Genomic DNA, 20,902 nt, shown 5'->3' with positions numbered 1-20,902 from the left:
TGTTTTTAATGGGTTTTTTACTTAAAAATAGGGCATTCATTGAGGAGAGCAATAGACAATGAAGAAAATCGCCAGCGCGTGTTTCGTGTGCCTGAATCCTATGAACACCATCATGAAATCACTGTTCATCGCGTTCATCCTGCTGCTTGCCGGTTGCGTTTCATATTCAATATACGGCGGCGACCCTGCGCAGCGGCAATTGCGCAACACCTGGTCAGCCAATTACGAGTTATGTGAGCGGCTAACTGTGGCGACGCTGGCACCACAGAAAATCCGAGAAGAATGGACCAATGAAATTGCCAGCAGAGGCGTGGATTGCGACCTGTATGCGGCAACCACACACACTGCGGTGAATCGAGATATGCCGGTGCTACGCTGGACCACGCAATGGACCGCACCGAAAATGACTCAAACCATACCCACCCCGAGTCAATTGATTCATGCGCAGTGAGCTTGGATTCCAGTGAATTCAACGATGATGAAATCTGGTGAATGACTGATTTGATTACTCGTCTGGATAGTTAAATATTCAACCAACCCGAGCGTATCCCAAACTGGAAGGCCTCTCTAAATAAGTATATTATTTAGAATGAAAGATTATAAATTTAAATATCATCGGGTATCAGTAGAGGATGCACGATGCAAAAAATCTATTTTATCCACTACACATATTTATTGGCGACTCCTTAAGTGCTGAAAGATGCCCATGGATGATATTCCACCTTACCAGCAACTATTTGAGGCAAGCCCACATCCATACCTGATTCTGCGAGCGGATGACGGTTTTACCATCGTGGCAGTAAGTAATAAATACCTGGAAGTGATTGGCACAGAGCGAGAGGCGATTGCTGGGCATGGCTTGTTTGATGTTTTTCCGGATAATCCGGCTTCTGCTTGCAGCAGCATCCGTGATTTTCGCGTTTCTTTGAGCCGGGTTATCAGCGCAAAGCACTCGGATACCATGAATGTGCAGAAGTATGATATTCCGCTACGGGACGGCAGCGGAAACATCGAACGCAAATACTGGAATCCGGTCAATACTCCGGTATTCGATGCACAAGGCCATATGACTTACATTATTCATCATATGGAAGATGTTACCGAATCCATGGCCAGTCATGAACGTGCTATCAACGAGCACGAGCAACTTCGAGAAAGCGAGATTTGCTTTCAGGCCGTTCTTGAGCAGGCAGCAGTGGGTATTGCCATTATTTCACTCGAGGGACGCTGGTTGCATATCAACCACAAACTATGCCAGATCGTCGGCTATAGCCGTGATGAACTGAGGACGCTCACCTTTCAGGATATTACTTATCCCGATGATCTGGATGCCGACCTGAATTATGTGCGGCAGGTACTCGCCGGTGAAATTGCCACTTTTTCAATGGAAAAGCGCTACATCCGTAAAGATAGCAGTATCATTTGGATCAATCTTACGGTGTCTTTAGTCCGAAAACCGGATAATGCGCCGAATTTTTTCATTGCCATTGTTGAAGATATTCAAGCCCGTAAAGAAGTTGAGGCGAGCCTGAAAGAAGCGAAACGCATCGCTAATCTGGGTCACTGGACATGGAATGTCAACACCAACAAATGTACTTGGTCGGAGGGAATCTATCGCATTTACGGTCGTGATTTGGATTTGCCGCCACTCAGTTATCAGGAAACCTCGCAGTATTTCACTGCAAAGAGTTGGGTTAATCTCACCGCTGCTGTGGAAAGATGCTTGGAGAAAGGGCTTGCCTATGAATGCGACGCTGAAGTGGTGCGCTCAGATGGTGGTCATCGCTGGGTTATCGCATGCGGTAAAGCGATACGCGATGCAGATGGCAGGATTACAGCATTACGCGGTACGATGCAGGATATCACTGAACGCAAGCTAGCTGAAGTGGTGCTGCAAGAAAGCAAAGAGCAGCTTAAATTATTTATTGAATACGCGCCGGCTTCGTTAGCCATGTTCGATCAGAAAATGTGCTATCTCGCACTGAGCCAACGTTGGCGTAGTGATTACGCACTGGGCGATAGTAATTTGCTGGGATTAAGCCACTACGACGTTTTTCCGGAGATCGGCGAGGAATGGAAAGCTATCCATCGCAGATGTTTGGTCGGAGAAGTCATGCGTTCTGACGAAGATCGTTTCGAACGGGCCGATGGCAGGGTGCAATGGTTACGTTGGGAGGTACGGCCTTGGTATCTGGGCAGTGGCGCGATTGGCGGTATAGTTATTTTCTCCGAGGATATCACGCAGCAGAAACAGGCTAAGGAGGCGCTTCAGCTCAATGTCGATCTGGAAAAACGGATTACGGAGCGCACTACGGAATTAAAAGCGCTCAATCAATCATTGGAAAGTTTTGTTTATTCCGTTTCCCATGATTTGAAAGCGCCGTTACGCGGTGTTGATGGGTACAGTCGGCTTCTGGAAGAGGATTACGCCGATCGGCTGGATGATGAAGGGCGTTTGTTTATCAGCAACATTCGTACCGGTGTCACGCGCATGAATGAGTTAATCAATGATCTGTTGACTTATTCGCGTATGGAACGGTGCAAACTGGAATCCAGTGCATTGGATCTGGCCGTCGTAGTTCATCAGGTGTTAGTGGAGCGCGCTGAAGATATTGCTTTGCATCATATTGAAATCGTTGCTAATTTGCCTCCACTCATGGTTCTCGGTGACCGTGAGGGTTTGAAGCTGGTGATACGTAATCTGCTGGAAAATGCGATTAAATTCAGCAAGCACTCCCTGAATCCACAGATTGAATTCGGCGCCTCCAAGGATAATCATCACATTACTCTGTGGATTCGTGACAATGGCATTGGTTTTGACATGAAGTATAATCAACGCATCTTTGAGATTTTCGAGCGTCTCCACCGCTTGGAGGATTATCCTGGTACGGGTATCGGCTTGGCGCTGGTCAAGAAAGCCATGCAACGCATGGGAGGCCGTGTTTGGGCGCAGAGCGTACCGGGTGAAGGCGCAAGCTTCTATTTGGAATTGTCTGCCGTGCAGGAACTCGAAAGCACTATGGAGTAAATCATTATGAATGCATATCCGCCGATTCTTCTTGTCGAAGATAATCCACATGACGTTGATTTAACTTTGCGTGCTTTCCAGCGCCGAAAGCTTGCCAATCCAGTACTGGTAGCACGGGATGGCGAAGAAGCGTTAGCGTGGATACCTCGCTGGGAATCAGGGGAAACCCAGCCGACCGTGATCTTGTTAGACTTGAAGTTGCCGCGAATTGATGGCCTTACTGTGTTGCGAACACTGAAAGCACACACCGTGCTACGTCGCATTCCGATCGTCGTGCTGACCACCTCTAAAGAAGACCGTGACATCCAAACTGCCTACGATCTAGGCGTCAACTCGTACATTATCAAGCCGGTAGATTTCGAAAACTTTCTGGATGTGGCGCAACAGATCGAGCTTTATTGGTGCGTTTTCAACGAGCTGCCCAGATAAGCACGATGCGTGTTCTCTATATTGAAGATTCTGCCAGTGATGCTGATCTAGCCCGGCGTACTCTGGCGCGGATTGCGCCTGAAATCGAACTGGAAGTGGCGGTAACGCTAACTGCAGGACTAAAACAATTGGCCGAGCCAGGCTTTTACGATTTGCTGCTGGTCGATCTTTCCTTGCCGGATGGTTCCGGTTTAGAGGCATTGGCCAGCGTACGGGAGCAACGGCTATCAACGGCAGTTGTAATTCTCACCGGCTCAGGTGACGAAGATTCCGCCATTGCTGCACTAAAAGCCAGTGCGGATGATTACTTGATCAAACGGGACGATTATCTGGAGCGCCTGCCTCGTACCTTGCGCAATGCAGTGGGTCGTTTCCGTTGCAGCGTTGATCGCAACCAACCTCTGCTGCGTGTTCTATATATTGAGCATAATATTTCTGATATCGATCTGATGCGTCGCCATTTGGCCTCGCATACGCCCCATGTTCACCTGACCGCAATGACAAGTACCCAAGATGCACTGGCGCTTCTACCTACTGACCCGGTTGAACAGATTGCTGCATTTGATGTACTCCTAGTCGACTACCGTATGCCGGGTATGGATGGTCTGGAATTCATTAAACGACTACGTAATGATCGTAAGTTGGATATCCCTATCGTCCTAATTACAGGTCAGGGCAGTGAGATGGTGACTGCTCGTGCATTGCATTTGGGTGTGGATGATTATCTATCCAAGCATGAAGGCTATCTCTACGAGATCGTCGCCATACTGGAAAAAGTACAACACCAGGCAGAGCTGACTCGCGAACGGATCAGCTTGAAGAGAACCAGCCTGCGTCTTTCCCATTTGCTGGCTGCCAGCCCGACTATTCTATACAACCTTCATTTTGTAGGAGAAACGCTTCAATCCATCTGGGTCAGCGAAAACATCGAACGACTGCTGGGCTACACGCAAGAAGAAGCGCTGGCTCCGGACTGGTGGTACTCACATGTGTATCCGGATGATCGTGAAGCGGTATTGGCGCGCCAATCCATTTTGTTTACTGATGGTCAGCTGACCCATGACTACCGGTTTTTTCACCGTGACGGACGAGTAGTCTGGATTCTGGATGAACTTAGGTTAGTAAGGAGTGTGGATGGCCGACCTCTGGAAATTGTGGGTGCTTGGCTGGATATCAGTGAACAAAAACGAGACGAGCTCATACGTGGGGCGCATCAATCGGCATTGGATCTGATCGTTACCAATCAACCGCTTGCAGTGATTCTCAATGACATTGCTCAGCGCCTGGAGACCATCAATCCCGACATGCTGGTCTCTATCTTGCTGCTGGATAAGCATACCGGGCGCCTTAAGCATAATGTGGCGCCAAGCTTGCCGGATGATTACAATGCAGTCGTCGAAGAAATGAAAATCGGTGATGGCAACGGTTCCTGCGGTACATCAGTGTGGTATGGTGAACCGGTGATTGTTTCTGACATTGATCAGCACCCTTATTGGCAGCCTTATCTGGAATTAACACGTAAAGCCAACCTCCATGCCTGCTGGTCAGTACCGTTCAAGGATGAAGCTGGAAGAGTATTAGGCACCTTTTCCATCTATTACCATACCCCTCGGGAACCTGTGCCTGCCGACCTGGCATTGATTAATGAATTCGTTTCCATCACTGCGCTGGCTGTACAAAAGGTATATGCAACGGAAACATTAAAGCAGGCTGCTGCCGTATTTGAGTCCGCTCGGGAAGGTATAGTCATTGTCGATCTGGAGCCACGTATACTTGCGGTCAATCGTGCCTACACTGAAATTACCGGTTACAGCGAAGCACAGGTGCTCGGCAAGAACCCAAAGGTCATCAGATCGGGACGGCACGACGAAGCATTTTACAAGGCAATGTGGAGTAGTCTCATTCAGGTAGGGTATTGGCGCGGAGAAATATGGAATCGCCGCAAGAATGGAGAGATTTATCCTCAATGGCTGGCAATCAATACGGTACGCAACGATCGAAATGAGCCTTGCAATTATGTGGGTGTATTCACTGACATTACACAGGTGAAAGAATCTGAAGAGCGTCTCATGCGTATTGCCCACTATGACCCATTGACCGGTTTGCCAAATCGTTTGTTGGTGCAATCACGTTTACATCATGCCATTGAACGGGCACAACGGCATAACTACCGACTTGCAACGCTTTATCTCGATCTGGATCGCTTCAAGAATGTCAATGACAGTCTAGGTCATCCCATCGGGGATGAACTCTTGATTATGCTGGCCTCCCGCTTGAAGAAACGACTGCGTGAGGAAGATACACTGGCGCGATTGGGCGGTGATGAGTTTCTGTTGGTACTTGAAAATATCAGAGACCCCAGTGAGCCGACCACTGTAGCAAAAACTTTGATTAATCTACTCACTACGCCGTTCACTTTGCCGAGTGGTCACGAGATCTTTATTAATGCCAGTATCGGCATCAGCGTTTTTCCAGACGATGCGAGCAGCGTTACCGAGCTGATCCAGCACGCTGATATGGCCATGTATTTGGCGAAACAAGAGGGTCGCAACACGTATCGTTACCATACAGAAGCCCTAAGCATTGCTGCCAATGAGCGCTTGGTACTGGAAACCCGTCTGCGCTATGCGCTCACCGCCGGAGAATTCGTTCTCCACTATCAGCCCCTGATTCATGCCGGTAGTGGCCGGGTGGTAGGGGTTGAAGCCTTAGTGCGCTGGCAGCCGCCCGATAAAGCCATGGTGCCGCCGGGAAAATTTATTCCTATTGCCGAAGAAACCGGGCTGATTGTGCCACTCGGTGAGTGGGTATTACGCACCGCGTGCGCTCAGGGTCGCGCCTGGATGGATGCTGGTCTGCCGCCATTGGTGATGGCAGTCAATTTGTCGGTGCGGCAGTTTCAATCTGCCAATCTGATCGAATTGGTGCAACGCGTATTGGCAGAAACGCAGTTTCCGGCAACTTGCCTGGAATTGGAATTAACCGAAAGCATGTTCATGGAGCATGCAGAGCAATCCATCGATACGTTGAGAACCTTGAAAGCCCTGGGTGTACGCCTAGCGATCGATGATTTTGGTACGGGCTATTCCTCGCTGACATACTTGAAGCGCTTTCCCATCGATAAATTGAAGATCGATCAGAGCTTCGTCCATGGTCTAGCCGATGACCCCAATGATCGTGAAATCGCCGCTACCATTATTGCCATGGCGCGCAGTCTGAAGTTAACTGTGCTTGCTGAAGGTGTAGAGTCTGAAGAACAGTTGGACTTCTTGCGTCAGCACGGCTGCGATTATTATCAAGGATTCTTGTTTCACAGACCGGTACCGGCTTTGGAATTTGAAGCATGGATACGTGAGAAATCAATGTTCGAGTGACGCTCCTTACCAGGGGCTCGCTATGATTGCTTGAGTCCGGCAGGCTCCTAGGCTTCAACACTCAATACCCGACGGATCTCATCGGTTTTGAATCCCAGTGCCATCGGGCGGCGTATATTCGGCAAAGTAATGACATCATAAAGTTCCTCAACCACGCCTTCCATGCGCAACCAATGCACCACATCGCCGGTGCGCAGGTCGATTACTTGTACGCCGCAGCGTGCTTCCGCATTGCGTGATTTCAGGTTGGCATCCAGTGCTAAACCGCTGAAGGTCTTATTGTGGCGCGGTTTGGACAAACCCACCAGGGCGAAATGTCCGTGAAAGCTCAAGCCGCGCATATAGCCAGGACAAAAACACAGCGGCTCAAAGCGTCCCGTCGCAAGGTCAACATAACCGAACTCTCCCGTGCCGGAATTGAGCAGCCACAGCCTGTCGTTGTACCAACGCGGCGAATGCGGCATGGATAGGCCGGTACAAACAATTTCATTGCGGTTCACGTCAATGACAATCCCGCCATCGGTACGATGCTCACGCCAACCATCAGCGACATCGGATTGGCTGACGGCAGTGACATAACCCGGCCGACCATCTTTCATCGTCAGGCCGTTCAAGTGGCAACGGTCTTCCGCCGCCAATTTGCTGATAAAAGCAGGGCGCCACAAGGGTTTAAAGCTATGTGTTTCGCTCAACGTCGCCAAACACCCGAATAACGTATTCACGAACACCAAGCGACCATCGCTATCCACCGCCATGTCATGAATATCCAGATCCCCCGTGGTATACCCCACCTGCGGCACATACAGCCGATCGAATCCATCCTGCTGCTGTCCCGGTTCGAGTACATTCTCAAAACGCCAGACTTGGTACAGACTGCTCATATACAGACCATTCGATGTTGAGCACAAGCCCATGCAACGATTGAAGCTACGTTCGAATACCGACAACGTGTTATCGGGCTTCAGACCGATAAAATACAACTTGCCGATCTGATAGGTCGTCAGCGCAATGGCAAGTTTTTGTTCGGCCAGCCAAGACAACATCTGGCGGGAGGTGCTGATTTCAAACACCGGTGCGGCAGTCGTTTCGTTAGTATCCATTGGATATCCTGATGTATAGTAGTCAATTGAAAATAGGAAGTCTTAAACAAAATCCGTCGTCACATTAATCCCAACCAGAAGCACTGCAGCATCATCCGTGTAGATATGAAAATCGCCTTGGATGCCACCATCCGCCCAGCCATTGCTAAGTCCGACGACATGATCTCCCGCATTGCCATCGACTTTCAGGGTATTGCTGCTATCCGATAGATTGACTACATCCAATGGCGTCAGAGCCAGTGTATTGTTGCCGGTACCGGTCAGATCGATGGTTTCGATATCACTGATTCTGCCACGAACATTAGCCAGACTCAGATTTAGGAGACTACTGGCTAGCGACAGTATATCGTTACCGGTACCACCATCCACTAACTGAAAATCGAGATCAGATACTTGAATGATGTCATCATCCACACCGCCATAAAACCCGCCGCCGGTCATTGTATCGTTACCATTGCCGGTTGCGAAACGTTCTGCTGCGGAAGTGCCTCTGAGATTGTCATTGCTGGGTGTGCCGGGATGAATCACTGCAGCGGTAAAGTTACCGCCGAATATCACATAGCTGGAGCCAGAATCATATTCGTTTGAATTGGCTGCTGGGAGGCCAACGATCACGTCATCAAAACCGTCACCGTTAATATCTCCGGCACCGCTTACAGCATCAATCAGTCCGCGAGATGCCAATCCATTCAAGGTTAGAAAATCACTGCTATCCAGATCGGATAAAGTTACCGCAGCATCGAAACCTGAAGCTTTACCAAAAACAATGAAAGTTCCGCCGTAACTCGTGTTCGGACTGGAGATCTCAGTAGTGACCATCAGATCGTCAAAGCCGTCGCCGTTAAAATCCCCTGCACCGCTGATTGTTGCTCCCAGGAAGTCTCGTTTCGCCACGCCATCTAGGCGAAAACCGTTGCGACCATTCAAGCTGGATAAATCCAGCGTGGCACTGAATCCTGAAGCCTTACCAAATATCACATAACTGGAACCCGAATTTTCACCATTCGGATCGGCGTAGCGTGCGCCCACAATCACATCATCAAAACCGTCGCCATTCACGTCTCCCGCGCTACTGACCGCATAACCCGATTCATCAAACTGTGCTGCGCCATTCAGTCGAAAGCCATTGTTGCCATCCAGGCTGGATAAATTGAGCGTAGCGGTAAATCCCGAAGCTTTACCAAATATTACATAACTTGAACCTGAATTGTCGCCATTCGGATCGGCATAGGGTGCACCCACAATCACATCATCAAATCCATCACCGTTAACATCCCCAGCGCTGCTAACTGAACTACCTGAACCATCGCTCTCAGCCACTCTATCCAGACGAAAACCATTATCGCCATTAAGGCTGAACGAATCCAGTGTGGCACTGAACGCTGAGGCTTTACCAAATACCACATAACTGGAGCCTGAATTGTCGCCACTCGGATCGGCACTGAGTGCGCCAATAATCACATCATCGAAACCGTCACCATTCACATCCCCCGCGCTGCTGACCGAAGAACCGTTATTCAAACGAAAACCATCACTACCGTTGAGATTGGATAAAACCAGGATAGGGCTGAATCCCGCGGCTTTGCCGAACACCACGTAACTGGAATTGGAAGTGCTGGTCTCAAGCGCACCGACAATGACATCATCAAAGCCATCGCCGTTGATATCCCCCGCACTGCTGACCGATACACCTGAATAGTCAGCGGTTGCCACGCCGTCCAGGCGAAAACCGTTAAGACCGTTGAGACTGGATAGCGCCAGCGTAGCATCAAATCCCGAGCCCTTGCCAAATATCACATAACTGGAACCGGCATCATAGCCATTGGTCGAGTCAGCATATCTGGCACCGATAATCACATCATCAAACCCATCGCCGTTGACATCCCCTGCGCTGCTAACCGATTCGCCCGAAGAGTCATATTTTGCTATGCCATCCAAGCGGAAACCGTTGCTGCCGTTGAGACTAAGAAATGGAATGGTGCTTTTGAGCAAATCATCTATCGCAGCTTTGGCAGTAACCACCGAGGCAGCATCTGCAGTCACGCCTACCAGAGATTGACGCAAAGCTAATAAATGCGTAGCGGAACCCACCTTATCAACCGAATAATATTTGGATACTGCAATGCGATTATCAAATAATGCCGCCGCATTACCCCAAGTGGGATCGGCGTGATCAACATTATTCAGTGCAGTGATCGCCCACTCGATCACTGATCCGAAAGTTTGTCCGGCAGCCATTTGCGTAAGCATTTCATTCACTGCAAAAGCTTTGTCGGCAACCGTTACCGGATCACCCGCAAGATTGTCGACAACTTTTGTCGCAAGACTGGTGTTATAGTGCAGTGCAGCTACTCCCCAATTGGGATCTGAAGCGGGAATGGCAGAAAGCGCTTGGGGCAATTCAGCGATTAATTCGGCTTGCGTAGCGCCGGCAGCCATTCGATTGTTGATATAGCCGGTCGCCCAACTTTTATCGTCCGTCGAAACAAGATCGCCTACTAAATCATTGACAAAAGCGCTCGCAAAGAAGGAATCATGATATGGCTTTTCGATAAAAATATTTCCGATAAAAGGCTGAGCCAGTTCAGACAAAGATTTCCCGGCGATCATTTGATCGCCAAGTGCTTGCAGATAAATCGCACCCGGCGTGATATTGAACATTGCCTGGGTGAGCTGGAGGATGGAAATTTGCTGCTGATCGGTCAATGCCATCGTATTGTTTTTCCTGGTTGAATCAGATTTTAACAGATCGCTGAAAAACTATCTTCCGTAGCCGCTACGGTGTTAAAAACAGGCTCAAATGCTCATTTGTCACGTATAAATTGCACTTTTCGCCTGTTCTTGCCTGGTGCCGGTGCCTCGAAAACGTTATTCAATGACCTGCTAAATAAAATCGACTGTCACCTGCATGCCGACCAGCAGCACTGCATCATCGTGGATATACGCATGAAAACCATTGCGGCTGTCACCGTCAGTCCAGCCACTACCTTGCACGGTGACGTGGTCTCCGGTATTGCCGATGACTGTTAAGGTGTCGGTGGTATTCGACAGGCTGGGCAAATCCGCAGCGGTTAAAGTTAGCGAATTGATGCCGTCGCCGGCCAGACGGATCATTTCAATGCCGCTGATTTTGCCGCCAATATTGACCAGATTCACTCCCAGGTTACTGTTGCCCAGAGCCAACTCATCGATGTCGGTACCACCACCCACTCGTTGAAAGTTGAGATCAGCTATGTGAATGGTGTCAGCACCAGCACCACCATAAAATACGTCTGCGCCACCGCCGCCGGTCATTATGTCATTGCCGGCGCCGGCTTCAAAGATTTCTGTTGCCGAGGTGCCTGTGAGATTGTCATCTCCGGATGTACCCTCGATCACATTGCCGCCGCCAAGGCTGCTGCTGCCAAACACCACATAGCTGGAGCCGGAGAAATCGCCATTCGGATCAGCTCTTGCGGCACCGATCATTAAATCATCGAAACCATCACCGTTGACATCCCCTGCATTACTGACTTGACTGCCCGACTCGTCGCCTGTTGCCACGCCATCCAAACGGAAACCTTCATCGCTGCTGAGTCGGGTCAGATTCAGTGTGGCATTAAATCCTGCGGATTTACCGAATACTATATAGCTGGCACCGGAATAATTACCGTTCGGGCTGCTGCTTCCCGAAGCACCGATAATCAGATCGTCAAAACCATCACCATTGACATCTCCCGCGCCACTGACGGAATTGCCCGAGTATTCGGTGATTCCTCCATCCAGACGGAAACCGTTGCTGCCATTGAGGCTGGATAAATTAAGCGTGGCATCAAATCCCGTAGCCTTGCCGAATACCACATAACTGGCGCCGGATCTGTCGCTGTTAGGATTAGCGTTGAAGGCGCCGACAATCACATCATCGAAACCGTCGCCATTGACATCTCCGGCGCTGCTTACCGAACTGCCTGAACGGTCATTTTCCGCTACCCCATCCAGGCGAAAGCCATTGCTGCCATTGAGATCGGACAGATTTAATGCGGCGTTGAACCCCGTCGCCTTGCCAAATACTACGTAACTGGCGCCGGACTTATCGCCGTTCAGGTCAGCGCCAGGAGCCCCGACGATCAGATCAGCAAAACCGTCGCCGTTGACGTCTCCTGCGGTGCTGACTGATTCACCCGATGCGTCACCCGTTACCACACCATCCAAGCGAAAACCGTTACTGCCATCCAGATTCGACAGATCCAAGGTATCGTTGAATCCGGAAGCTTTGCCGAATACCACGTAACTGGCACCGGATCCGTAACCATTTGGGCCGGCCCGGCGAGCACTGACAATCACATCGTCGAAGCCATCGCCGTTGACATCACCCGCGTTACTCACAGAGGTACCTAAAAGATCACCCAGCGCCACGCCTTTCAGTTGAAAACCATTATTGCCGTCCAGATCGGATAAGTCGAGCGTGGCATGGAAACCGGATGCTTTGCCGAACACCACATAACTGTTACTCAAATAACCCGTCTTACCGTTCCAGCCAGGATTAGGTGCGCCGACGATCACATCATCAAAACCGTCGTTATTGACATCTCCTGCGGTGCTGACCGATCTACCTGCTCCGTCATCTGTCGCCACACCATCCAGGCGAAAACCGCTGCTGCCGTTAAGGCTGGATAGATCAAGCGCGGCATTAAACCCTGTGGCCTTGCCAAATACCACGTAACTGGAGCCGGAATAACTGCCGTTGGGGTCAGTGCCATGGGCCCCGACGATCAGATCATCAAAACCGTCGTCGTTGACATCTCCTGCGCTACTGATCGAACCACCTGAAAAATCATTGGCCGCCGCTCCATCGAGGCGAAAGCCGTTGCTGCCGTCAAGGCTGGCTAGGTCGAAGCTTAGGTCAATGATGGAACTATCAATCGCAGCCTTGGCAGTAGCAACAGAAGTAACGTCTGCGGTGACGCCTGACAGAATGTTCTGCAGGATCGCTAAATCTGTGGCGGAACCCGCCTTATCAACCGAGTAATATTGGGAAACTTCAATGCGATTATCAAACAACGCCGCCGCATCGCCCCAGGTGGGATCGGCGCGGTTAGCATTGTCAAGCGCAGTGATCGCCCACTCGACCACTGATCCGAAAGTTTGCCCGGCAGCCATTTGCGCGAGCATGTAATCCACTGCAAAAGCCTTGTCGGCAGCCGTTACCGAATCCCCCAACAGATGATCGACAACTTTTGTCACAATGCTGGCGTTGTAGTGCACGGAGGCTTCTCCCCAATCGGGATCCGAGGCAGGGATAGCAGAAAGCGCTTGGGTCAATTCAGCGATCAATTCGGCTTGCGTAGTGCCGGCAGCCATTTTATTACTGATATAGCCGGCTGCCTGGACTATATTATCAAAGGAAGCGCGATTGCCTACTAGATCATTAACAAAGGCTACCGCAAACCGACCAGGAGTAAGATCGGCAGAATAATTTCTACCAAAGAAAAGATCGCTGCCTGACAAAGATTGCGCCAGCTCGGACAAAGATTTTTCGGCGATCATTTGTCCACCAAACGCTTGCAGATAAATCGCACCCGGTGTGGCATTGAACATTGCCTGGGTGAGTTGCAGAATGGAAATCTGCTGCTGATCGGTCAATGCCATCGTAGTATTTTTCCTGGTTGTGTTAATCGTTAAAGCGTGGATTAGAAAATCGCCTGCACACTGATTGTTATGCTACAGCCCGGAAATGCACTCATGTCAAATGCGCAGTGATTATCTGCGGGAATAGGCAAATCTGCATGCACCTGTGCGAGGTTACAAAATAAAGTCATAATCATTGTGAAACAATTGTAGGAATAAGTCTACACCGGAAGAACTCTTACACAACTTTCCACGTAAAAGACAGTTGGAGCAAATGCTGGGCGGGTGGTGCATAAGAGGGTCTGTTTATGGTCAAAGAACTCAAAGCCGGTTGCAATCCGTCACAGCTCGATAGGATGCGCTAAACGAAGGGGAGCGCATCGTTCGTATATGAAACATTCACCAATCCAGTATTTTTTCTTCAGTTGGAGAAACTCATCAAACACATAAACTAAAAATTGTTTTACTTCTCAGATGATAATAATTATCATTGCCGCTAATTCAGCCAGCCACTTCACTTTCCTCACAAGTAGCCAGCCAATAACAAACGACATGCGTGTTTGAATGATTGGTGCCGGCTTCGTTAAAGAAATGTTCACACAAATCATCGCGCTCGTGTTGTTACATTGAATCAGGAGGAATTTCTGGATGTTGCAAAATAAAATTTTCAGTATTGCTGCAGCCTTGGTATTGGCCATTATCAGCGGTAATCCGGCTTGGGCTAAATCTGGAGATCAGGTTTATTGGATAGCAGCGGATGAAGTGTATTGGGATTATGCACCTTCTTTTCCAGTCAATCCAATGACCGGCAATGAATTTACCCCGGACCAGCGTGTATTTGTAAAGCAAGGAATTGGACGACGTTATTTAAAGTCTATTTACCGGGAATATACCGAAGGATTTAGCGCCGTCAAGCAACGAGGTGCCGACGAAGAGCATCTTGGTTTGCTGGGGCCTGTCATTCGAGCGGCCGTAGGAGACAGAATTATTGTTCACTTCAAAAACAATACGCGTTTCCCGGCAAGTATTCACCCGCATGGTGTTCTTTACACCAAGGCGCATGAAGGCGTCGCACACGCTCATACTGGAACTAACGATCATAAATCGGGTGGCGTGGTTGCGCCGGGCAAGGAACACACTTATATCTGGGATGTTCCTGCGCGTTCAGGTCCCGGTAAAAATGATCCATCGTCGATCGTCTGGATTTATCACAGTCACGTGGATGAGTCCGCCGACACCAATACCGGTTTGATTGGCCCCATCATTATTACTAGAAGAGGACATGCAAGACAGAATAGAACACCGACCGATGTTGATCGGGAGTTTATCTCGTTATTTAGTGTGTTTGATGAGAACGTCAGTTTACACCTGAGAACCAATATTTCTGCCTGTAATGGTTCTTGTGATCCGACAACTGAAGATTTTCAGGAAAGCAATTTGATGCATGGTATCAATGGGCTGGTATATAACAACAACCAAGGGTATGTTATGCGTAGAGGAGAGCGCGTGCGCTGGTATATTCTTGGCATGGGCACTGAAGTGGATCTTCATTCACCGCACTGGCATGGTGCAACGCTTTTACACAATGGCAATCGCTTGGATGTAACTGAGGTGTTGCCGGCTGCGACCAAAACGCTCGATATGCGGCCTGATGTAAAAGGTGTCTGGATGTACCACTGCCATGTCAACGACCATATCGATGCAGGCATGATGACAACTTATACCGTGGAGTAATAGATTCTACGCCATGACTCCAGATGCCATCTAAATCAGCATCAAGAAAGATATGACAGCTTGCTAAAGGTAACCATAAAACGCAAGCCGGTTCTTCTATAATAAATAGTTAGCCAGCCATTTTTACAAAATGACAGGAGCCCCCTGGTTGTGACACAAGTAACTGAATTCCTTAAGTTCTATTCACAGCGCTACCGAATATCATGCGCCAGCGTACGTAGGTCGGTTTCCCAGCCTTTTAATTTATCGTGTGCATGCCGGCGCTGATGATGATTGGTGCTGTTGTGCACACGTGCGATAAAAGCGCAGTTGTATTCCGTCAATTTGACTTGATAGGCGCGATAGTCGGCGTCGGTGGAGCGTTGGATATGCGCAATCAGGGTGCGTAGCGTATCCACAATCGACGCGGTTTCGGTTGGTTCCGCGATCAGGCGGCGTAACGTCAATAAAACTTCGTTCTGACGGCGCTGGCGCTCGGCCAACCAAGCTTCGGGGTCGAAGGGTGAGGCCGCGGTATTGTCGATAATCAGGCGCCGTTGCGCGTCATCAATGCGACCGTATAGGTTTTCGATGCGTTTGATTGTGCGTTGGGCGGATGCCTCTCGCCGCTCTTCCACAGTCGGTTGCAGATAATCGCTGCGGAATTCGTCATTGCCTTTGGCGTAGCGCTGCGCGATGTGGCGCAATTGCTCTTCGCCCAAGCCTGGTACCAATGTCGCGCCGAGCTGCGCTGCGTGATCGAGGGCTGGCGCAGTGATGTTGCGTAGTTCCTCAGACCAACCGCAGACTTGCGCTGGCGTGATTGGGTCGTCGATCTGGCCGCGCAATGCGGACAACCAGGTGGCATATTCCGGGAGCTGCGTGGCGCGATGCCAGTCAAACCACTGGTGAATCGCCTGTTTGACGTGCGGGGTCTGGTCATTGCTGAAGTTGACGTAGCCATCAATCCACCACCAAACCAATTGCGGGCCTTGATTGTAGCCCATGCGCAGCATGCTGCAACTGCCGAGCAGGAACAGCAAGACGATGACGGCGCTGCGTGCAGAAAAACGTTGCAAAGTAGTTCTCATGCGCCAATTTTGGGTATAACTATTATTCATGTTGCGCAGATTGAGTTTTTTGACGATAGAATGACAGTTTGATATTTAACCACAGATTATGATGCCAACTACTCATTCCCGCCTATTTTACATTCACGATCCGATGTGCAGTTGGTGTTATGCATTTAGCCAGAGCTGGACGGCGTTGCAGAAGGATTTGCCACGAGATATTGAAATTGTTTATCTCGCTGGCGGCCTGGCGCCGGATACTACGGAACCGATGTTGCCTGGGATGCAAAAAGTGGTGCAACAAGCCTGGCAGCGTATCGAACAAACGGTTGCGGGAGTTCGGTTCAATTGGGAGTTTTGGTCGCGTAATACGCCGATGCGCTCAACATACCCGGCCTGTCGTGCTGTTTTGGCGGCCCAAAAACAACGCGCAGAAGCTGTTCCGAAAATGATACGAGCCATCCAGATGGCGTATTACCAAAAAGCGCAGAATCCATCCTTGCCGGAAACATTGCAAGCATGTGCCGCTGAGATTGGGCTGGATGTGGCAGTATTCAGCGACGATTTGACCAGCCGGCAGATAGAGAGTGAGTTGCAGCATAACATTCAACTGGCAAGGAGCATGGATGTTTATTCCTACCCATCTTTGCGGCTGGTGCATAAAGATTTCATGCTTCCTATCGCGGTTGATTATCTGAATCACCAAGCCATGCTGGATACAATCAACCGCCATATTCGAGAAGTTGACGCAATTTGAATTTACTGTTTTCCCAGAAAGAATTTTTTTATAGCATCCAAGAAGCTGCCGGTATCGGTGGTCGTAGCTGTTGCTGCGGTTTTGTCGATCAGCAAATTCTCCAGCGCTAATTGATAAATTTTGGAAAGCTGCTCGAGATCAGCGACTTCTACATGCTCATTGAGTTTATGAATGGTGGCGTTACGCGGACCGAATTCAATCACCTGTGCGCAGATATCCGCGATAAACCGTCCATCCGAAGTGCCGCCGGAGGTGGAGAGTTGCGGTTCGATGGCGGTGACCTTGAAGATGGCATCGTGCATGGCATCAGCCAGTTCGGCCTTGGGGGTGAGAAAAGGTTTGCCGGAGAGTTCCCACGCTAATTCATAGTCAAAACCATGCCGGCCGAGGATCTCATGCACGCGGGTTTGGAGCGATTCGACGGTGCTGGCTGTGGAGAAACGGAAATTAAATAATAAATTCAGTGTGCCTGGGATGACATTGGTAGCGCCTGTGCCACCATTGATATTGGAAATATGCCAGGTGGTCGGCGGAAAATATTCATTGCCCTGATCCCATTCGGTTTGTGCCAATTCCGCAATGGCCGGAGCGGCCAGATGGATAGGGTTTTTGGCCAAATGCGGATAGGCGATATGACCTTGTATGCCTTTAATCGTCAGATGCCCGGATAAAGAACCGCGTCGGCCATTCTTGATGGTATCTCCCAATTTGTCGGTACATGTCGGTTCACCTACGATGCAATAATCGAGCAATTCTCCACGTGCTTTAAGCGTTTCGACCACTTTGACCGTGCCGTCGATCGCGATGCCTTCTTCGTCGGAAGTGATCAGTAGCGCAATGGATCCTTGGTGATTGGCATGTTGCGCCACAAAAGCTTCGATCGCGGTGATAAAGGCTGCGAGTGAAGATTTCATATCGGCAGCGCCGCGTCCATATAGTCGTCCATCGCGGATGGTGGGCGTAAATGGATCACTGTCCCATTGTTCCAGCGGGCCGGTCGGCACGACATCGGTATGCCCGGCAAAACACAGCACCGGCGCCGTGTTGCCGCGGCGCGCCCAAAGATTGTCGACGTCGCCAAAGCGCATGCTTTCAATGTGAAAACCGAGTTTCTCCAGGTGGCTGATCAGAATTTCCTGGCATCCGCTATCGGATGGTGTCAGTGAACGAAGGGAGATAAGTTGTTGCGCAAGCGCGAGAGTGTCGTTGGACATAGTTATTTTCCTGAATGTAAGAACTTAAATGATCTGCTTGAGATGCTGAACTTTTATTGATGATATGAATGAGAAGTTCGCTTTGTTCGAGAAAAAAACTGATTATATCTGACGATACGACCAAGTGATGTACTAACAGGCCGTGAAGAATAGTTTGGATTGCCCGCGCGGTAATAAAAATAGGCTCAAAATACGCATTGATGACGTATCAACTGCGCTTCTCGCCTATTTTGGTTTATTGATCGAAGAATACAAACTAGATGCAGCTACCATGACATCGGATTTCTTCCTATTTTTTATTGATGGCAAAGTAACTCGTCATCAGATTCCGGTAGTTCGGCAGATAACTGGAGAACAAGGCACCCAGGCCTTCGATATCGTTACGCCAGTCGCGGTGCAATTCGCATGCCACACCGAACCAGCTCATCATCTGCACACCGGCTGACTGCATTCGAAACCACGCTGCATCGCGGGTCACCTCATTGAATGTGCCGGAAGCATCCGTGACAACGAAGACTTCATAACCTTCTTCGATTGCGGATAACGCTGGAAAGGCGACGCAGACTTCAGTGACCACGCCGGCGATAATGAGTTGTTTGCGGCCAGTCTTTTTGATGGCACGAACAAAATCTTCGTTGTCCCACGCATTGATGTTGCCGGGGCGTGCAATATAAGGTGCATCGGGATGCATTGCCTTGATTTCCGGAACCAATGGTCCGTTTGGGCCATCTTCAAAGCTGGTAGTCAGGATTGTCGGTAGCTTGAAATACTTGCCGCAGGCTGTCAGGGCTAATACGTTATTCTTGAATTCGTTTGGTGAAAAGTCCTGTACCAGTGAAATCAAGCCAGCTTGATGGTCTACCAGCAATAAAGCCGCATCATCTTTGGAAAGCCGATTGTATTTAAAGGTCTTGTTCATTTTTTATTCCTTGTAGTTGGTATTGTTGAATATTTGTTTCAGCTTTTTGTTTTCTGTACCGCTTGCGCTTTGTCATAGCTTTCAATCAGCAACCGGTAATGCGGCATGGCATTATCTGCATAAATGTCGGCAAATTTCATTGCATCCGGTCGATTCCAGGTTTGCTGCAATTCCGAAATAACTGCAAGTGTGTCGATCGGAATCACGCCAGCTTGCACGATGCGGGCAATGGTCAGATCCGTACCCATTACACTCGAGTTGCCCGAAGCATCAACAACAGCATAGACCTTGTAACCTGCGGCGACCGCGCTGATGGAAGGAAAAGCCATGCACACGCTGGTCAGCGTGCCGGCAAGAATCAGCGTTTTTCGGCCAATCGCTTCGACAGCCTTAACAAAATCAGGACTATCCCAGACATTGATCTCGCCTTTGCGTCCGACATATTGGGCATGCGGGGCGGCTTGGTGAATTTCCGGAATCAACGGACCGTTCGGGCCATCAGGAACCGAAGCCGAGGTGATGACCGGCATCTTCAACAGTGTAGCCACTTTAGCCAGTGCAATGGCATTGCGGCGCAAGTCTGGCACAGGGATATCCTTGACTAATTGAAACAGGCCGCTCTGATGATCGATCAATAGCATGGTAGTATCGTTTGGATTGATGTGGCTCATGGTATTTTCCTTTGATTTGATTACAATAAAGAAGCTGCGTTACAAAAAATTACTTACCGAGAGCAATCTGTCGATGAGTACTCAAGATGACATATGCTCCATCACTTTTCTAACCGAGTTTGATAAGAAGTGACAATCTCAGCACCGTATTTTTACGAGCATCTATTTTGATTCGGTGCGATAAGGTTATACTTTCCTACATGAATTGAGAATCCATATTTCTCGAAATCACTGTTCGGGAATATAGAACAAAGCTATGCAACATCGATTTGCTTGCTACAGGCAGTGTCGATTGACGGCTGAGTATGTTTGTACAGCGTTGAGTGGAAATTCCTCAGGAGAGCGGGATTTGAAGGGATCAATGGTATTTTTAGGTCTCAGGCTGTTCATGAGTAATACAAGTATTTCAATACAATGAGAGGAAAATGCTATGACAAAAATCATCGGGATTACCGGAAGTCTGCGGAGCGGTTCTTTTAATACCGCACTGTTGCGTGCCGCCAAAGAGCTGGTACCCCATAACGCTGCGCTCGAAATTGCAACACTCAAAGGCATTCCGCTCTACGACGGTGATCTGGAGACTGCCGAAGGAGTTCCCTCGGCAGTCATTACGTTGCAAGAACACATTGCTGCTGCTGATGGGTTATTGCTGGCTACTCCAGAGTACAACAATTCCATGCCTGGGGTGTTCAAAAATGCGTTGGATTGGCTGTCGCGGCCTCCGAGCGAAACTGCGCGGATTTTTGGAAATCGTCCGGTTGCGGTGATTGGTGCGACGCCCGGTGGATTCGGTACCGTATTATCCCAGAATGCCTGGTTGCCCGTGCTACGGACATTAGGCACGCGCCCATGGTTCGGTGGACGATTACTGGTATCTCGGGCGCATCAAGTTTTCAATGAATCCGGCGAAATGACGGATGCAGCGGTACGTAAACAACTCGAGGATTTTCTCATTGGGTTTGTCGAGTTCATTCAAGCCGGTAATCAATCATAGCACTCAAATAATGAAGTTCTGATGAG

General features: G+C 49.4%; 15 protein-coding genes. 8 read left to right on the top strand and 7 right to left on the bottom strand.

The genetic code is table 11. From position 1 onward, the window contains the following. Positions 1-58: 58 nt before the first annotated feature. From C8R34_RS06130 to C8R34_RS06115, 4 genes are all read left to right on the top strand, one after another. On the top strand, positions 59-451 hold the full coding sequence (locus C8R34_RS06130) for a hypothetical protein (protein ID WP_110338848.1): 393 nt from the start codon (positions 59-61) through the stop codon (positions 449-451). 255 nt (positions 452-706) lie between these two features. After that, positions 707-3,028, top strand: a complete 2,322-nt coding sequence (locus C8R34_RS06125) for a PAS domain S-box protein (protein ID WP_165872536.1) — start codon at positions 707-709, stop codon at positions 3,026-3,028. Between the two features lie 6 nt (positions 3,029-3,034). Beyond that, entirely contained in the window at positions 3,035-3,457 is a 423-nt protein-coding gene (locus tag C8R34_RS06120; protein WP_181415479.1) for a response regulator, read from the top strand. 5 nt (positions 3,458-3,462) lie between these two features. After that, positions 3,463-6,831, top strand: a complete 3,369-nt coding sequence (locus C8R34_RS06115) for an EAL domain-containing protein (RefSeq protein WP_181415478.1) — start codon at positions 3,463-3,465, stop codon at positions 6,829-6,831. A 47-nt stretch (positions 6,832-6,878) separates the two neighbouring features. Here C8R34_RS06115 and C8R34_RS06110 read toward each other — a convergent pair whose 3' ends face one another. The 3 genes from C8R34_RS06110 to C8R34_RS06100 form a co-directional block, all read right to left on the bottom strand. Next, positions 6,879-7,931 (bottom strand): TIGR03032 family protein, encoded by a 1,053-nt coding sequence (locus tag C8R34_RS06110; protein ID WP_110338842.1) that lies wholly within the window; start codon positions 7,929-7,931, stop codon positions 6,879-6,881. 42 nt (positions 7,932-7,973) lie between these two features. Beyond that, positions 7,974-10,643 (bottom strand): integrin alpha, encoded by a 2,670-nt coding sequence (locus C8R34_RS06105; protein ID WP_258364382.1) that lies wholly within the window; start codon positions 10,641-10,643, stop codon positions 7,974-7,976. Positions 10,644-10,814: 171 nt separating this feature from the next. After that, positions 10,815-13,559 carry an integrin alpha gene (locus tag C8R34_RS06100; protein WP_258364381.1) on the bottom strand — a complete coding sequence of 915 codons (2,745 nt, stop codon included), beginning with the start codon at positions 13,557-13,559 and terminating at the stop codon, positions 10,815-10,817. 627 nt (positions 13,560-14,186) lie between these two features. Between C8R34_RS06100 and C8R34_RS06095 the strand changes: the two genes are divergently transcribed. Further along, positions 14,187-15,272 (top strand): multicopper oxidase domain-containing protein, encoded by a 1,086-nt coding sequence (locus C8R34_RS06095; RefSeq protein WP_110338840.1) that lies wholly within the window; start codon positions 14,187-14,189, stop codon positions 15,270-15,272. Positions 15,273-15,463: 191 nt separating this feature from the next. Here C8R34_RS06095 and C8R34_RS06090 read toward each other — a convergent pair whose 3' ends face one another. Then, positions 15,464-16,258: a DUF6279 family lipoprotein gene (locus C8R34_RS06090; RefSeq protein WP_258364383.1), complete on the bottom strand. Its 795-nt coding sequence runs from the start codon at positions 16,256-16,258 to the stop codon at positions 15,464-15,466. Between C8R34_RS06090 and C8R34_RS16910 the strand changes: the two genes are divergently transcribed. Together C8R34_RS16910 and C8R34_RS06085 are read left to right on the top strand one after the other, a co-directional pair. Continuing rightward, the gene (locus C8R34_RS16910) at positions 16,142-16,414 is read left to right on the top strand and encodes a hypothetical protein (protein WP_258364384.1); all 273 of its coding nucleotides are present in this window, start codon (positions 16,142-16,144) and stop codon (positions 16,412-16,414) included. The two genes, C8R34_RS06090 and C8R34_RS16910, sit on opposite strands and share 117 nt — an antisense overlap. A 16-nt stretch (positions 16,415-16,430) precedes the next feature. Next, a complete protein-coding gene (locus C8R34_RS06085) occupies positions 16,431-17,078 on the top strand; it encodes a DsbA family protein (protein WP_110338838.1) in 648 nt (215 codons plus the stop codon). A 2-nt stretch (positions 17,079-17,080) separates the two neighbouring features. Here C8R34_RS06085 and dapE read toward each other — a convergent pair whose 3' ends face one another. The 3 genes from dapE to C8R34_RS06070 form a co-directional block, all read right to left on the bottom strand. Beyond that, on the bottom strand, positions 17,081-18,292 hold the full coding sequence (dapE, locus tag C8R34_RS06080) for a succinyl-diaminopimelate desuccinylase (RefSeq protein WP_110338836.1): 1,212 nt from the start codon (positions 18,290-18,292) through the stop codon (positions 17,081-17,083). A 289-nt stretch (positions 18,293-18,581) separates the two neighbouring features. Then, positions 18,582-19,211 (bottom strand): isochorismate family cysteine hydrolase YcaC, encoded by a 630-nt coding sequence (gene ycaC, locus C8R34_RS06075; RefSeq protein ID WP_110338834.1) that lies wholly within the window; start codon positions 19,209-19,211, stop codon positions 18,582-18,584. A 38-nt stretch (positions 19,212-19,249) separates the two neighbouring features. Continuing rightward, positions 19,250-19,882 carry an isochorismatase family protein gene (locus C8R34_RS06070; RefSeq protein ID WP_110338832.1) on the bottom strand — a complete coding sequence of 211 codons (633 nt, stop codon included), beginning with the start codon at positions 19,880-19,882 and terminating at the stop codon, positions 19,250-19,252. A gap of 430 nt (positions 19,883-20,312) precedes the next feature. On the opposite strand from C8R34_RS06070, the gene C8R34_RS06065 reads away from it, so the two are divergent. Beyond that, positions 20,313-20,876, top strand: a complete 564-nt coding sequence (locus C8R34_RS06065; RefSeq protein WP_110338830.1) for an NADPH-dependent FMN reductase — start codon at positions 20,313-20,315, stop codon at positions 20,874-20,876. Positions 20,877-20,902: the final 26 nt, after the last annotated feature.

The organism is Nitrosomonas sp. Nm84 (genome assembly GCF_003201565.1).
Taxonomy (GTDB): Bacteria; Pseudomonadota; Gammaproteobacteria; order Burkholderiales; family Nitrosomonadaceae; genus Nitrosomonas.
This window is presented reverse-complemented; position numbering and strand designations above follow the sequence as displayed.

Coding starts and splice junctions, on each gene's coding strand:
- dapE (WP_110338836.1), bottom strand. CDS start 18,292: ATGTCCAACGACACTCTCGCGCTTGCGCAACAACTTATCTCCCTTCGT.
- C8R34_RS16910 (WP_258364384.1), top strand. CDS start 16,142: ATGCCAGTCAAACCACTGGTGAATCGCCTGTTTGACGTGCGGGGTCTG.
- C8R34_RS06070 (WP_110338832.1), bottom strand. CDS start 19,882: ATGAGCCACATCAATCCAAACGATACTACCATGCTATTGATCGATCAT.
- C8R34_RS06090 (WP_258364383.1), bottom strand. CDS start 16,258: ATGGGCTACAATCAAGGCCCGCAATTGGTTTGGTGGTGGATTGATGGC.
- C8R34_RS06100 (WP_258364381.1), bottom strand. CDS start 13,559: ATGGCATTGACCGATCAGCAGCAGATTTCCATTCTGCAACTCACCCAG.
- ycaC (WP_110338834.1), bottom strand. CDS start 19,211: ATGAACAAGACCTTTAAATACAATCGGCTTTCCAAAGATGATGCGGCT.
- C8R34_RS06085 (WP_110338838.1), top strand. CDS start 16,431: ATGATGCCAACTACTCATTCCCGCCTATTTTACATTCACGATCCGATG.
- C8R34_RS06130 (WP_110338848.1), top strand. CDS start 59: ATGAAGAAAATCGCCAGCGCGTGTTTCGTGTGCCTGAATCCTATGAAC.
- C8R34_RS06120 (WP_181415479.1), top strand. CDS start 3,035: ATGAATGCATATCCGCCGATTCTTCTTGTCGAAGATAATCCACATGAC.
- C8R34_RS06125 (WP_165872536.1), top strand. CDS start 707: ATGGATGATATTCCACCTTACCAGCAACTATTTGAGGCAAGCCCACAT.
- C8R34_RS06110 (WP_110338842.1), bottom strand. CDS start 7,931: ATGGATACTAACGAAACGACTGCCGCACCGGTGTTTGAAATCAGCACC.
- C8R34_RS06065 (WP_110338830.1), top strand. CDS start 20,313: ATGACAAAAATCATCGGGATTACCGGAAGTCTGCGGAGCGGTTCTTTT.
- C8R34_RS06095 (WP_110338840.1), top strand. CDS start 14,187: ATGTTGCAAAATAAAATTTTCAGTATTGCTGCAGCCTTGGTATTGGCC.
- C8R34_RS06105 (WP_258364382.1), bottom strand. CDS start 10,643: ATGGCATTGACCGATCAGCAGCAAATTTCCATCCTCCAGCTCACCCAG.
- C8R34_RS06115 (WP_181415478.1), top strand. CDS start 3,463: ATGCGTGTTCTCTATATTGAAGATTCTGCCAGTGATGCTGATCTAGCC.